Annotated in this window: 8 protein-coding genes; all 8 read right to left on the reverse strand. The window is 33.3% G+C overall.

The window, feature by feature from the left end:
* Positions 1-564: 564 nt before the first annotated feature.
* The 8 genes from ABJM36_RS13425 to ABJM36_RS13460 all read right to left on the reverse strand — a co-directional run bounded on the left by ABJM36_RS13425 (position 565) and on the right by ABJM36_RS13460 (position 15,926).
* Positions 565-2,868, reverse strand: a complete 2,304-nt coding sequence (locus tag ABJM36_RS13425) for an Ig-like domain-containing protein (protein WP_348452010.1) — start codon at positions 2,866-2,868, stop codon at positions 565-567.
* Positions 2,869-3,465: 597 nt separating this feature from the next.
* Positions 3,466-5,373, reverse strand: a complete 1,908-nt coding sequence (locus tag ABJM36_RS13430; protein ID WP_348452011.1) for a sulfatase — start codon at positions 5,371-5,373, stop codon at positions 3,466-3,468.
* Between the two features lie 127 nt (positions 5,374-5,500).
* On the reverse strand, positions 5,501-5,875 hold the full coding sequence (locus tag ABJM36_RS13435; RefSeq protein WP_348452012.1) for a hypothetical protein: 375 nt from the start codon (positions 5,873-5,875) through the stop codon (positions 5,501-5,503).
* A gap of 432 nt (positions 5,876-6,307) precedes the next feature.
* On the reverse strand, positions 6,308-7,168 hold the full coding sequence (locus tag ABJM36_RS13440) for a T9SS type A sorting domain-containing protein (RefSeq protein ID WP_348452013.1): 861 nt from the start codon (positions 7,166-7,168) through the stop codon (positions 6,308-6,310).
* Between the two features lie 230 nt (positions 7,169-7,398).
* Positions 7,399-11,580 (reverse strand): two-component regulator propeller domain-containing protein, encoded by a 4,182-nt coding sequence (locus ABJM36_RS13445; protein ID WP_348452014.1) that lies wholly within the window; start codon positions 11,578-11,580, stop codon positions 7,399-7,401.
* Positions 11,581-11,639: 59 nt separating this feature from the next.
* Positions 11,640-12,638, reverse strand: a complete 999-nt coding sequence (gene fbp, locus ABJM36_RS13450; RefSeq protein WP_348452015.1) for a class 1 fructose-bisphosphatase — start codon at positions 12,636-12,638, stop codon at positions 11,640-11,642.
* 21 nt (positions 12,639-12,659) lie between these two features.
* Complete coding sequence (locus ABJM36_RS13455) at positions 12,660-13,979, reverse strand: FGGY family carbohydrate kinase (RefSeq protein ID WP_348452016.1); 1,320 nt, start codon at positions 13,977-13,979, stop codon at positions 12,660-12,662.
* Between the two features lie 162 nt (positions 13,980-14,141).
* A complete protein-coding gene (locus ABJM36_RS13460) occupies positions 14,142-15,926 on the reverse strand; it encodes an L-fucose isomerase (RefSeq protein ID WP_348452017.1) in 1,785 nt (594 codons plus the stop codon).
* Between the last annotated feature and the right edge of the window lie 15 nt (positions 15,927-15,941).

Genomic DNA, 15,941 nt, shown 5'->3' on the forward strand with positions numbered 1-15,941 from the left:
ACTTTGCTTTTGTTTTTGAAGTGTTTTTTTAGAAGGCATCTCAGGATAGCTTACTAAAAAGTTATGGGTAACGTAATCGATATGATAGCACTTGAATTTGTTGGGTTAACAGTTTTGAACTATTTTTTATATGTATGTCCGCTGTTTTAATGTAAATAACAATACAGAAGTCATTCTTTTGAAACAAAATTGATAGTTTTTTTGCCAATTACTGATTTTTAAATACAATGAATTGCCTATTTATACTTACTGATGCCTTTTATAAGGACAAAAATAACCACAAAATTCACATTTAAAACGTGACTATTTTTACGTTTGCCCCATGTATGTTATTGAGGATTTAATAAGACCAATATTGCTTTTGTAATGTTTTCAACAAAAAAAAGTTTATTAAAACTAGTTTTAATAAACTTTTAAAGAGCCTAATAAAACAAGGCTTAAAAAAAAGGGTGACCAATCATTTTGATTAAAGATTCATTTTCAAAAGTGAGATATGATCAACCTTTCTTTTTTATACTTGAAATTCGCTTGATATATATGTTAATATCTATCAAGATTTATATCTTAGTTTTTGATAACGATTTTCTTTATAACCTTACTTTGGCCTTCTATTCCTTCAATTTGAAGTATATATAAACCATCACTAAGATTTCTTGTACTACCCAAGTCCAATTGGAAATTATTTTGATTTTCATCTAAACTAATATATTTATTTAAGACTAATTTTCCAAACTGATCACTGAGTCTTATTAGCAACTTCCGGCCAGCCGGTGATGGATAGGTTAATGTCACTAATCCGTTTGAAGGGTTGGGATATAACTTGATGTTACTTGAAGATAGGCTCGTTTTAAGATCCATTGTATTTGAATTATCAGATTTCACAGAAGCCGACTTCGCTGACGTTCCTCCAGCTTCATTCATCACTGTTTGGATTTCCGCCTCACTTAAGTCAATATCATAAATTCTTATATCATCTATCTCCCCAAGATAATTAGCTCCAATCTTAGCATAGGTATTACCTGTATTCACTGTTTTTGGTGATCCTGCCAGTGAACTCGAATTTATCAGGCTTCCATCAATGTACAGTAAAAACTCATCAGATTGGACATTGGTAATATTTGGTAAAACAACTGCCACATGGTGCCATCCTGAAGAGAGTGATAAATTGTCATTACCCCATTTATGCCCACTTAATGAGACTGAAACTTCCGATGGAGTTGCTTTTATCGTTACCCGCTCACCTGTCGAAGTTTTTCCATAAGTGAAGATTGAACCCGACGTTCCATTAAACCAACCTGTGATGGTTCGCGCAGTTCCACCTTGCGGAAAATTGTTAACATGTGCTGTTAGGTCAACAAAATCATTTTGCCCGTCAAGGCTTAGAGAATAACTACCTTCTTTGAATATACTACTTGAGAAAGAAACACCGCCATTTAATGTCCCATGGTTTGTTCCTGCACTGTCATTAGCTGTATTTTCGAAACGATATTGGGCAATGGGGGAAACTCCAGAAGTAGAATTAACTGTAATTTGCTTTTGTCCTGATACTCCAGAACCATCATTAGCCGTTGCAATAACCAAAACCGTACCTGCAGTCAATCCACTTAATAACCCATTTGAATCTATCGTGGCCGATCCAGTCTCGTTGGTGACTGACCATGTAACAGACTGATCCAAGGCATTGGTAGGAAGGATTGAAGCCTCCATTTGTAATGTGCTTCCTGAGTCTACAGTAGAAATATTTCCTTGACCAATTACATCAATGGATGTAACCTTTATAAATATACCTGCTACCACATCTTTTATAAAAGCGATGGCAGCATCATCTAAAGTCGACCAAGTTCCTGTAACCTTCTTATTAGTTCCAACATTCCATGTCCAAGCACCTTTTGCCGCTAAAACTCTAGATTTCCAATCGATCGCTTTGGCTAATGGCCATATTACAGATCCAGCATTCCATACTTCCTGTACTGGCATATATAGGTGACCAAGTGAATAGCTATTACTGTTTTCAAGATAACCATCAGGAGTACTTTCCACAGAGGTTACCATTGGAAGATTTCTATCATCACTAGCTACTGCTGTTTTTACAGGTGTAGGATGACCAAATGTGTAATTTTCATAAGGGGGATTATTATTTATTAATGGTATTTTTTGTCCTTTATTGTAAGCAACAATAGCATCAGGATTATGTGATTTTACAACGGAATCCAATAATGGAATATTTCCATATGTAGCATGATCAAACCACCAGCCATCAATTAGTGTACCGTATCTTTCAGCATATTCATTTACAATAATATTAGCATATGCATTTTTGAATTTTTCATCATCAGTTTCAGACCCTCCAGGATATAAATCATTCAATACATAGTTTTTCCACGCTTCAACATTAGGTGAAATTCCTGTAGTGGAGTTATAATCAAATGCTTTTGTAGGGCCGTGTTTTAACTTAGCTGGCCCCTCCGTAGCCATATAAACCATTACTTTATAGCCTGCCTGTTTAAGGGGTACTGCCATTTCAAGAAACAAATCCCTACCTGTGGGTGTAGATCCTGGGCACAAAGTGTCTAGGATTGAATGAGGTGCTACATATCTCAAACCATCAGCTCCGCGTGTTATATTTATAATAACGTACGTAAGGTCTGGAATTGTAGCCAATTGTGTAATCGTTGAATCTGCATCGTAAGAATGGACTTCAGGGCCATCTCCAGCAGGCATTCGCCAACTTACTCCAAATTTACCAGACATCCAATCTGCAGGTTGCTGAGCAAATGATAGGGTTACTTGTAATAGACTGGCAACAAAGATGAATTTTGTTACCATCCACATCAAATTTTTTGAGTAAAAATTCCTAAGTGTTTTCATTGATTTTAATTTAGTTGGTTAATATCTTCTAAAATTGGTTAAAAAAACATGTGTCGGGTTGTCCATATCAACCTATTTTTTGCTCTATTAGCTCAAATCACTTATGTAACTAAAGTTGAAGTTGCACTAACTTGAAAAAATAAAAAAAATAAAAGGGAATATTTTAGCTCAGAATTCACCTTAACTTTTTTTTATAAAAAGAAAAGGTTGTAGAAATTTGTGTAGTAGAATATTAAAACCGTATCAGTATGTAAATCACATTAAACATGAATACGGTAGGATTGAAAGTTTACATAAAAACAAGCGGGAACAACTTAAGATATTTAATTGTGCTCGATTCGAATAAACAAACATATAATACATTAATTTTAACTTGTCATAAAAAGGACACTATCTTAAAATTTATGTAAATTATTACTCCATTAGGTTAAATTATTTATGGGTTAACCACGTTTTTAAAGTAAATATTATAGTCCTGTTTTGCTTTTTACAAAATGAATAGTTTGTTTATGCTTAGTTTCAAGTATAACTTTAACAATAAAAACGTTTTTTTTAATTACATATTTTGTATTTATTCTTGTTTATTCCTTACCTAAATTATTCATTAGATAAAGCAAACTTAGAGTACTTCGCTTTTGTTTTTTGAAGTGTTTTTTTAGAAGGCATCTCAGGATAGCTTACCAAAAAATTATGTTCATCAATTACGTTAATTAAATATTGTGTTGTTCCCAAAGGTAAGGTAGCAGTTATTGTAGCGTCAGAATTAATTTCAGCATCCGTTCTAAACCATTCTTCATATCTGTGTCCGCCGTTGGTTGTGTAAATTAAATGGGCTTTAACCACTTTGGCTCCGTTTTCTTTGTATTTAAAAGTAACTTGGTTGTTCTTTTTAGATTCAGATAATACCGTTGGAACTATTTCCTTATGTCCCATATCGCCTTTGTAATTTGGGTTGTATGACGGGTAACTGGCGCTCATTTCTGTTAGAATCGTTGTAAGTTGGGTATTCATATCCTTAGTTCTTTTAGGATCAATAGCGGCAAGGTTATTAGCTTCTTCAATATCTACACGTTTCACGGATTTATTATTGGAATCATATAATTTATAAAGCTCAAATTCTGGGGTGCTAGGATTGTTTTTATAGTCGTAATTTCTAATAAGTTTATAATCGCCAATACGTAAGGTGCTTTGGTATGACGCATGCGGAAAATGCCACATCATGGTGGTTCTTTCGTTTCCGTCTTTATTGGTTACCAATTTTGGGTTTGTAGGATCGTTTAATAACAAATTAGATAAATCAGCACCATCTAAATGTTTGTTTTTAGGTTTATCAATATCCAATAAAGATAGAATGGTAGGATAAAAATCAAGTCCGTTTACAACTACATCAGAATGTACCGCTTTTTTTATTCCAGGCCCTGAGATAAATAACGGTACTCTTGTACCTCCTTCTTTAGCATTTATTTTTCCTTTATCTAACGGATAGTTATCGGTTACAATATCGCCATGGGCTTTTTCCATACCGCCGTTGTCAGAGGTAAAAATAACATAAGTATTTTCGCTTAATTTATGTCCCGGCCAACGTGGATCATCAGTCGTTTCTAAATAGTTAAAAACCTTTCCTACATAATAATCAAGCATTTCTACCATAGCACAGTAATACGGGTTGTTTTGACCTTCTACGTCCCAATGATGAGGATCTGTTGGAAAAGGCACACCTAACTTTTCGCAATATTTTTCTAATAAAGGTTTACTTCTGGTGTGTATAGGTGCGTGAACTAAAAACGTGGCGTAATACAAGAAGAATGGATCTTGTTTGTTTTCTTTTAAGAAGTTTAGTGCGTCTTGACTGTTTTGATGATAAGGAAAACCGTTTTCATCTAAACGATAAGGGTCTGAAGCATTGGTGGTTGCAAAATTTGTTAATCGATGTGGTTTTTGCGGACTTGTTGCACCACGATCGGCAGTTGTAATATCAAAACCTTGATCTTCAGGTTGCGGAAAAGCAAAGTGGTTTATAGCCATATGCCATTTCCCGGTATGTCCTGTAGTATATCCTTCTTGTTGTAATACGCGTGCTAAAGTCGTTTCGTTCGCTGGCATACGTCCGCTATACCAAGGGTCCATTATACGTTGGGTGTCCTTATTAGCATGAACCGTAGGAGGCGCACCACCTACAACATGTGTTTTTTGAGCTCTAGCAGGATGTGTGCCACTCATTATGGCACATCTACTTGGAGCACAAGTTGGAGCAGGCGAGTAGGCTTGCCAAAATTGAACGCCTTTTTTAGCAAAAGCATCTAGGTTTGGTGTTTCGTATGGCGATGGCTCGTCTATATCATAGCATGTAACATCTTGCCAACCCAAATCGTCTGTAAGTAAAAGTACGACATTGGGTTCTGGTCTTTGATCGTTTAAATCTTTATAATTAGATCGATTTTGAGCATTTGCAACAATGGCAATACTACATGTAAGGGTTATAAATAGATGATTTTTAAAATTCATGGTGTTGGATTTTATTTATCGTAAGCATACAAAACGGTTTGTAATGTTATTAGAAAAAAACAAATGCATTAACATCAATGTGTTAATGCATTTAGCAAAGGTTTAAGTACTTCAATACATTAATGTATTATTTGTTCTTGTTTTTTTTGCCTTTCTTGTTTTTCTTCTTCTTTTTGCTAGCTTTTATTATTTCAGTAGCTCTTTCTTTTCCAAGGGCAGCATTTAATTTCTTTGTGAAATCTGCTTTGTTTGCTTTAACACCTGATTTAAATGTATCTGGATCGCTTTCTTTTAAATCTCTTAATTCAAAATGTTTTATGACATAAGCTTTATTTAATTCAATAAACGTTTCTTTTTCAGAATCGGTTAATTCAATCGTTTTTTCAATTTGTTCTATTTTGTTATTAGTGGTTTTTATTGCACGTGCTTCATTTTTAGATTGTGCCATAGCAGTTACACTAATTAATAATCCTAATACGAGGGTTAATAAACTTTTTTTCATTTTTATAGTTTTAAATTATTGTTATGCTACGAAGTAACAAACTTTCAAATTTAATCGTTGTCGGAAATCGATTTTATATTTGCTTTATTCCACCATTTGGTCAATATGGGTTAGTTTTTATTATTTATTAAATGGCTAAGGATACAAGATCATTGTGTTTTTGGTTTCTATGGCTTCTTTTGTTGCTGTATATGCGATGTAAATAGGAATGCTGAAAGTTCTAAGGGTTAAAACAACATAAAAGAGGGAATACCAAAGCAATTCTTGAGTTTAGGTAGTTTGCTAAAGCGTTTGTTTATTTAACACTGTAAAATACTTTATATAAAATAAAAAAGGCAGCAATTTTAAATTGCTGCCTTTGGTATCTTTAATGTTATTTGTTTACTAAAGTCGGTAACTTTTAGAAAGCTCCGTAAAGTAAAAATATCATCCTTATTTTTTTACAATCTTTAAAGTTTTAGAACCAGATTGTGTCTTGATATTTGCAATGTAAATACCTGTTGCTAAATCACTAATGTCATAATTAGCTTCTGCTTTAAACGTTTTTAATAAACGACCAGTAATATTGTATAATTTAACGTTTTCAATAGTTTTATCAGAATTTAATTGAAAACTGTTTGTTACAGGGTTAGGATAAGCTTTAATGGTAGCCACCTGTGAATCAATGTTGTTTGTAGATAAACTAGAGTCTGAACTTAAAGGTAAAGTAGCTGTAATAGTATCAATATAAATTTTTAATCCGTTATCTAAGTTCGTGAATCTTGATGCTTGGCCAATCAGTCTAATCTCAGCTGAATCTATAAATCCGGTACCAGTGGCATTGTAAGTAAATGTATAATCTTTCCAAACTCCTGTATCCTCTGTTTTAAAATTAATTTGTTCTTGGGTAGAAGTCATACCACTAGAAGAAGCCAAATAAAATCTAAAACGTTCAGCATTATCAAAGTTAGAATAATTGTCGAAACTATTTAAGTACATTCGCAATGTTACAGTTAATCCATTTACATCTGCATCATCAATACCTAGGCCTGAAGGGAAGTTAACAATAAAACCTCTGTTAGAAGCCTCACCAGGACTGGCAGCAGCCAACTCCAGTAAAGTTACATTTGTAGCATTTGCTGTATCGCCAGCATCGGGATTGGCTACAGTTGATATTGTACAATCTGAGCAACTTCCTGCAGCAGTTATTGAAACGTCAGTTACCCCACCATCAACGTCATACCAGGTGTTTTGTGCGAAAGTAAAAATTGAAGCAAACAGTAAAGTTGCTGTAAAAAGTAATTGTTTTTTCATAATATAAATAGTTATAGATTAATTATGGAAACAAATTTAAAATAGATTAGGTTTTTGTGGTTGCTTAAATCGGTCAAAGCTTTGCTTTTTCCTGCTTTTTTATAGTAAAGTCTAGGTAATGACATTGAGTAAATACCTGCAATGCCTTGCGAAATGTGCTTTACAGAAGCTTATTTCTTTTTTAAATACTGCAATGCGATTTCTTACAAATCGGTGTGTTTTATACTGTTTTATTTTTTTGAATTGGAGTTTTTTAAATACTCAGAAGGCGAAACGCCATGCAGTTTTTTAAACGAAGTAGAAAAATAAGAGTTAGATTCAATACCTATTTGGTACATAACTTCGGTAACATTGGCACCATCATTTTTATTCAACAATTCTGCGGCGCGTTGTAGCCTAAAGTTTCTTAAATACGCATTTGGAATTTGGCCCGTAAGCTGTTTTAGTCGTCTGTAAAAATGAGATGCACTTAAATTCATTTTTACTGATAACTCTTCAACCCCAAAATTAGAATCGGAAATATTTTCTTCTATAACTTTAATAATATCACTTAAAAATGCTTTATCTCGCGTGGATAATTCGATACCTTTTTTTGGAAGGGTACTGTTCTTTTTGAAATACTCTTTTATTCTTATATGGTTTTCAATAAGTTTTTTAACGCGCAATTCTAATACTTTTATTGAAAAAGGCTTGCTTACATATTCGTCTGCTCCAAATTCTAACCCTTTAATAACATCTTCATTATCGCCTAATGCAGTTAACAGTAACACAGGGATATGACAGGTTTCAGGATTGGATTTAATTTTTTCGCAAAAAACAAAACCATCCATTTCTGGCATCATAACATCACTAATAACAAGAGTTGGTTCGCTTAGTTTTAATTTTTCTAAGCCTTCTACTCCGTTATTTGCTATGGTTATATTATAATTTTTAGAAAGGGTACTGGTTAAAAAGTTTTGCACATCTTCTTCATCTTCAACTATTAAAATGTGGTGTTCCTTTAATTCTATATTTAAAGTTTCGTTTAAAGTTTCGTTTTTATACTCGGTAGATAACGGCACCCAATCTTTAATAAATGATTTAGTATTGGTGTTTACTTCAATGTTGTTATAATCTTCAATATTACCGGTAGGTATTAAAATAGTAAATCTGGTTTCTACAAAAGGTTCACTTTTTACAGAAATATCGCCTTCGAGTAAATTAATTAGCGATTTACAAAATGCCAAACCTATACCACCGCCACTAACGGTATTTTCATTGTTTCCTAATTGGTAAAAACGTTCAAAAATATTATCTAAATCTTCTGCTGGTATGCCTTTACCATTATCAATAACATCAATTTGAATCATTTTTGTGCCATTATCATGGATGATATCAGATTCAATGCTAATACTACCGTTTGCAGGCGTATTCTTAAAAGCGTTGGATAATAAATTGAAAAGAATTCGTTCCACCTTTTCAGTATCAATTACAATGTCTTCATTAGGCGAATTAACTTTGTAAAAGAAATTTATGTTTTTCTCGGTGGCATAATTTTCAAATGCTTCTGTAGTTGGGTATATAAAACCGCCTAAAGTATTTCTGCTAAAATTTAAGTCTATGTAACCTTGTTCAGCTTTTCTAAAGGTTATCAGTTGGTCTACTAAACTTAACAGACGTTTTGTGTTTTTTTGAATTATGGCTAAATATTTTGTGTTGCCATCGTCTTTATTAGTTGAAATAATATGCTCTAAAGGGCCAGCAATTAAGGTTAAAGGTGTTCGGAATTCATGAGATATATTGGTGAAATATCTAAATTTACCTTGGTTTATGGTATCTAATCGTTCTTTGTCTAGTTGTTCGTACTTTAAGCGTTGTTTTAGCTTTTCATGCTGTACAAAATATATAATAATACCAACACCTATTAATAAGCTTATTATAACAAAAAGTAAAAAACTCCACCATGTTTGGTACCAAGGCGGTAAAATAACTAATTCTAAACTTTTTATATCTGAGCTCCAAACACCATCGCCGTTTGAGGCTTTTACCTGAAACACATAATCGCCTGCCGAAAGGTTGGTATACGTTACCGTGGTTTTTCCGTTGTTTTCTTCAATCCATGTGTCATTAAACCCTTCTAGTTTGTATGCTAGTTTGTTTTTTGATGGGGTAGAGGTGTGTTCTGCTACCAATTGAAAAGCAATGGTTTGTTCGTTTTGGCTAATAGAAATGCTTTCTGTTTCAGAAATGGACTTTTCTAGAATAACATGGGCGTCAAGCTTTTCTCCAATTTTTATTACTTTATTATTTACAAGTAAGGAGGTGATAATTATTTTTGGTGGTGTGGTGTTTAATTGAATGTTTTCTGGTTTAAAAAGTGTTAAACCATTTAATCCTCCAAAATAATAATAACCAGACGCCCCTTTAAATGATGTGCCTTGTCTAAAATTGTTTTGCGCTAAACCATCTCTTACATCAAAACCATCTACGTTATTAGTGTCGGTTTTAAATTTAACCAATCCCATATCTGTACTAATCCAAAGGGTTGTATCATCTTCTGGCAAAATGCCATAAATGGCATCATCTGGTAAAATATCGTTTTTCCTGAAATAGTCTATTTTAATAGGAAATCCATTACTATCTAAACTTATTTTATTTAATCCGCCTCCAAATGTTCCTGCCCAAATATTTCCTTTAGGATCTTCATGTAGTGTAAAAACACTAGAATAACTTAATTTCAATTCATTATTTCCTTCATCAGAAATTTGGTTCTCAATATTAATTTTTTCCCCATCAAAAGTTCCATATAATAATCCTTTGCTAGTGCCAAACCATAGTTTTTGGTTTTTGTCTTTTATAATGGCTTGATAAACATTACGAGGCCTTAAGTCTAAAATGGTTTTAACTTCTATTTTAGGATGTATTTCATTTTTTATGGTGGTCCAAGGGTTTTTTATAACTGTAATTTGGTTGCCTGCAAAAAGTAAATGATTTTCATCTATTTGGAGGATGATGCGGTATAATTGTTTTGGTATGGTTTTCCCGTTTTGTTTTAAAGTAACATTTTTAAAGCTATTGTTTAAAGGGTTGTAAACCATAATGTTTGAATCTGTACCGAACCAGATATACCCCTTTTGGTCTTCATAAATATGCCTTATTATATCAGAATCTCCATTAGTGCTAAATTGATTTAATAAATTTTTAAACTTAATGTTGTTTACGGTTGTGTCATTAATGGTTTCAGTACTTCTAAATAAATCCTTGTTAAACGTAGAAACCCACAATTTACCTTTCTTATCTTCTAAAACGGAAGTGATTAAATTATCGTTTATTGAATGTTTGTCATAAGGGTTTTTTGAATAGTTAATAAATTGCTTTTGAGCAATGTCCAATTTATTAATACCGCCTTGTCCGGTTCCAATCCATAAAACATTATAATTATCCTGAAAAATGGTGTTAATAAGATTACTGCTTATACCAAGATCGTTTTTCGAGTCGTAGGTGTAACTTATAAATTCATCTTCAAGTTCTACATATTTTAAAAGACCAGATTCTCTTGTACCAACCCACATAACACCGTTGTTATCTTCAAAAATGGTGTTTATTTTAGGGATAAAATTGGGTTGAGCTTTTGTTTTACTAAAATTATATTTTCGAATAATATGGATTCTACTATTTTCAAAACTTGTTTTGTATAAACCATCATGAGTACCTATCCATAACATGTTTTTTATACTTTCTATGGAAGTGATGTTTAACTTGTTAAAATTTTTAAAATCAATTATTTTTTCAATTTTAGAGCCTAAATCTATAGAGTCTTTATTGAAATAAGCTTCTTTTAGGCTATTTGAAGTGGCTAATAATAATGAGTTATTATCTGTAAAGCTAAATTGATTTATGGTAGCATTGTTGGTGTGAGCATCTAAAAAATCGCTTGACACCTTAAAAACACCATTAATAACATCGTCAACAACGCAAGCAAACAATTTTTTTTCTCCCGAAAACCAAATAGCGCCATTAGGACCAGAGTTAATATGGCTAATATTTAATTTTGAAGGAATTGGTACAGTATGAAATTTTTCTAGCCAAGGTACGTACACATTTACACCTTGATTGGTAGCGATCCATAATAACCCATTTTCATCATTATATAAATGCGTAATGTGGTTACTAATAATATGACCATCGCTTTTGCTTTGTGTGGTATAAGTCTCAAAGTCGTAGCCGTCATATTTAATTAGGCCATTAGGCGTACCAAACCATAAAAAACCATAGCCGTCTTGCGTTATTGTATTTATGGTGTTTTGATTAAACCCTTCTTTATTTGAAAATCTTTCAAAATTTTGAGCATTTAATACAAATGACCCAGATAAACTAAAACAAATCAAAATAATACTTAAAATTGGTTTGATATGTTTTAGCATTCTAGTCATAAAACTTGATTTTTATTAAATATTAATCAGAATGCATCAAAGATAAAAATTGAGATTAATTAATCTTTTAAAAATGATTCTAATTTTTCAATCATTTCTGTGCTGCCACAGAAAAAAGGAATACGTTGGTGAATATCCGATGGTATAATTTCTAAAATTCTTTGATTAGAGCTAATGGCTTTTCCTCCAGCTTGTTCAGCAAGGTAGGCGATTGGGTTGGCTTCGTAAAGTAAACGTAATTTACCTTCCTTGTTTTTTGTGCTATTTGGATACAAATAAATGCCGCCTTTTATCATGTTTCTATGAAAATCTGAAACTAAGGATCCTATGTATCTTGAAGTGTAAGGACGATCGTCTTCTTCCTGTTGGCAATATTTAATATATTTTTTTACGCCTTGCGGAAAATGCGTGTAGTTACCTTCATTTACTGAATAGATGTTACCCGTTTTAGGGATTTTAATATCGGGATGAGACAGGTAAAACGACCCTATAGCAGGGTTTAAAGTGAAACCGTTAACACCATCGCCGGTGGAATATACCAACATCGTTGATGTGCCGTAAATTACATATCCGGCAGCAACTTGGTCTTTACCAGGTTGTAAAAAATCTTCAAGTTGTACAGGAGTGCCAACCGGAGTAATTCTTCTAAAAATTGAAAAAATAGTTCCCACGGATGCATTAACATCAATATTTGAAGAACCGTCTAGAGGATCCATTAATACAACATACTTCCCATTATTAGATTCGTCACTTCCATTTATAGCAATAAAATCATCTACTTCTTCTGATACAATACCACATGCTATGTCTCTGTTTGTTATGGCCTGAATAAATTTGTCGTTTGCAAAAACATCTAATTTTTGTTGATCTTCTCCTTGCACGTTAACATCGCCGGCACCACCAATAATATCTACTAATCCGGCTTTATTAACTTCATGGTTAACCATTTTAGCAGCTAGCCTTAAACTGTTCAATAGTTTGGATAATTCGCCAGTAGAATACGGGAATGAAGATTGGTTTTCAATAATAAATTCGCCTAGTGTTTTAATTTTACTCATAAAATTTAAATGTGTTTATTACTATTGGTTAAAATAATCTTTCATTAGCATTGCGGCACCTAAAGCACTTGCGTTTTTCCCCGTAGGGAACTGTATGTTTTGCTTAGGCATCATTTGGGTTAAGTATTCAACAAAAATGTCATTTCTATTAAAACCTCCGGAAATATAAACGTCTTTTAAATTATTTTCTGAATCTAAGATGCGCTTAATACCTTGATGAACACGTTGGCTTATTTCAAAAATTAATTGGTAATAAGCATGTTCGTAGCTTTCAAAATTATTTAGTTGATCTAAATCGCCAATAAAGTCCGATGCAATCTCGTTAGGAAAAAAAGTAGCTTTCGATTCGGCAAGTATATTAGCACAAAGGGTTTTATTTAAAGTGAGTTCTAAAAAGTGACTTTTGCCCACATTAAAATGCTTGCTTAATGCTATGGCATTAACCTCGTGCACACGCCCTAAAAATTGCATTGATGATTTTATTTGTTTTTTGTCTGGTGTCATAAAACATAGGCAATCATTTTTTAATTGATTTGCTGTTAATGTTTCTTTACTGAAAGGATTCATGCAGATAATCCAAGTTCCGGTAGACAGTAAAACAAATTCGCTATTTGAGTTTTGATGACTTTCCAATAAAGGAATTATAGATGAAGAACTATCGTGTAAGCCTTTGCCAATATAGATTTCTTGACCGTTAACTACGGATAAAGTTGCATTTTTTCCTGGTTTTGGTTCAGGTAAATGTATCCCTTCATCAGTTAACCAATCGTGATATTGCATAGCATCATAGTTCCAAATGGCTGTGTGTGCTCCAACCGAAGTGAAATCTGAAGTCTGTTTTTTGGAAAATAAATAGCTTAAATATTGTGGGTAGTGTAAAATGGCATCAACCTTATTCCAGAAATGTGGTTTGCTATGTTTTAACCAATACATTTGTAATCCTGAATTTAACATACCATAGGCTGGAGATGCTGTTTTTCTTGAAAACTCTTCAACACCACCATTAGTGTTATATAACGGGGTGAAATCAATTTCTAAAGGCTTTAAATAATTGTAAAGCGGTGTTATTCTATTGCCATCCTTATCTAAATACACTAAAGAGGCGCCATGCGTTGAAAAGTTTATGGCTTTAATAGTGTAATCGTTTTGGTCTTGAATGGTTTTAATTTCAGTTTGAATCCAAGTTTCAATAGATTCTATATCATCACATGGGTCATTATCATCATCTTCAACTTCTTCAAATCGTATTGAGTTTGTGTAAACAACATTAAAACCTTCATCAAATAAAAATATCTTTTTATTGGTTTTACCAATATCAAAAACAGCGATAACTTTTTTCATTTTTTAGAAATTTATGGAATAAAAAGCTTTCCCCTTTGGAGTTTTAGAAGCCCTCGAAAGGGGAAAAGCTTATCAAATTATTATAAAAAGAATTTAGAGATCTATAACAGAACGAACTCCAATCATGTATCGGGAATTCAATTTTATAATATGCTTTAAATTTTATTTAAACCCGTAAAGCGGGCCATAAGTAGCACAAGCTTTATAATCTGCAGATTCTAGATTTTCTCCAAAGGCAGACCATGCGCTAGGACGGAAAACATCATCGTCAGCTACATTATGCATATTCACAGGAATTCTTAATAATGATGCTAATGAAATTAAATCGGCACCAATATGTCCGTGAGAAATAGCACCGTGGTTTGCTCCCCATTTAGCCATTACAGAATAGGCATCTTTAAAGAATCCTTTTCCTGTAACTCTTGGTACAAACCATGTTGTAGGCCATGTTGGGTTTGTTCTTTCGTCTAAAACAGTATGAATATCTTCTGGTAATTCTACGCTCCAACCTTCAACAATTTGTAATACAGGGCCAATGCCTTTAACAAGATTAATTCTGCACATGGTTAAAGGCATAGTACCTTTAGTTTTAAATTGAGAAGAAAAACCACCACCTCTAAAATATTCGCCAATGGCTGCTGGCCATTTTGTATGGTCCAAACACTTTTGAGCTTCTTCTTCAGAAATATCCCAATACGGTTTCATTGTAGGATTCCCATCAGCATCAGTTTGTTGTGCTGTTGCATCTAGTGTTGTAGAACCAGAATTGATTAAATGAATAATACCATCTTTAGCAATACCAGTTAATTTTTTCCCGGTTACGCGCTCTACAGATTCTGGGCTCCAATACGTTCTAACATCAGAGAATATTTGAGCTTTATTAGTTAATAAATGACCAAATAGCATAGAAACGGCGTTTAAACAATCGTTTTCTGTAGCAAAAACATAAGCTTGACGAATACCGTTCCAGTCGAAAGATGAGTTTAATATAGACTCTGTAAAATCGGCATTTGGTTGGTAATCTGTCCATTGGCGTTGCCCTTGGAAACCACCCATAATAGCGTTTCTTCCTTTAGATTCTTCACCAAAACCTAAGGCTTTTAGTTTTGGGTTTCCAATCATTAAATCACGACAAATTAATGTCATTTTAATAACTTTTTCCCATTCTTGTTCTTTAACTTCAGCTGATTTTTGAGCTTCAGGACTGTTATAATCCTTACCTTCTTTACAGTTTGCTTTGGTCCACGCTAATGCTTTGTTGTATTCCTCTTTATCATAAATACCTTCATCCATTCTACGCAATAACTCTATAGACTCAACAAATTCAGCACGAACACCAAAATAGTCTTGCAAGAAGTTAACATCCACCATAGAACCTGCAATTCCCATAGAACTGTATCCTATTGATAAATAAGATTTACCATTCATTTGAGCAACCGCTAATCCAGCTTTTGCAAAACGAAGTAATTTTTCTTCAACATCTTTTGGGATGCTCATATCTCCAGCATCTTGTACTTCTCTTCCGTAAATACCAAATGCAGGTAATCCTTTTTGTGAATATCCAGCTAAGGCTGCTGCTAAATACACGGCTCCAGGTCGTTCTGTTCCGTTAAAACCCCAAACGGCTTTAGGCATTAATGGGTCGGTATCCATAACTTCTGTACCATAGCACCAACACGGAGTTACGGTTAAAGATACTTCTACACCTTCTCTTTTAAATTTATCGGCACAAGCTGCGGCATCTGCAACACCGCCAATGGTAGTGTCTGCAATTACGCATTCAACTTGTTCGCCACTAGGGAACCTTAAATTGTCTTCTATTAATTTGGCTGCGGCTTTAGCCATATCCATACATTGGTCTTCCAATGATTCTCTTACACCAAGTTCACGACCATCAATTACTGGACGAATGCCTATTTTTGGTAATCTTCCTATTAATCTATTCATAATATAAGTTTTAGT

Origin of the sequence: Algibacter sp., from assembly GCF_039977455.1 — a bacterium.
Lineage (GTDB): Bacteria > Bacteroidota > Bacteroidia > Flavobacteriales > Flavobacteriaceae > Algibacter_B.

What these genes read in the sequence shown, in the direction of transcription:
- ABJM36_RS13440 (WP_348452013.1), bottom strand. Translation starts at nt 7,168, where the DNA reads ATGAAAAAACAATTACTTTTTACAGCAACTTTACTGTTTGCTTCAATT.
- ABJM36_RS13455 (WP_348452016.1), bottom strand. Translation starts at nt 13,979, where the DNA reads ATGAAAAAAGTTATCGCTGTTTTTGATATTGGTAAAACCAATAAAAAG.
- ABJM36_RS13460 (WP_348452017.1), bottom strand. Translation starts at nt 15,926, where the DNA reads ATGAATAGATTAATAGGAAGATTACCAAAAATAGGCATTCGTCCAGTA.
- ABJM36_RS13430 (WP_348452011.1), bottom strand. Translation starts at nt 5,373, where the DNA reads ATGAATTTTAAAAATCATCTATTTATAACCCTTACATGTAGTATTGCC.
- ABJM36_RS13425 (WP_348452010.1), bottom strand. Translation starts at nt 2,868, where the DNA reads ATGAAAACACTTAGGAATTTTTACTCAAAAAATTTGATGTGGATGGTA.
- ABJM36_RS13435 (WP_348452012.1), bottom strand. Translation starts at nt 5,875, where the DNA reads ATGAAAAAAAGTTTATTAACCCTCGTATTAGGATTATTAATTAGTGTA.
- ABJM36_RS13445 (WP_348452014.1), bottom strand. Translation starts at nt 11,580, where the DNA reads ATGACTAGAATGCTAAAACATATCAAACCAATTTTAAGTATTATTTTG.
- fbp (WP_348452015.1), bottom strand. Translation starts at nt 12,638, where the DNA reads ATGAGTAAAATTAAAACACTAGGCGAATTTATTATTGAAAACCAATCT.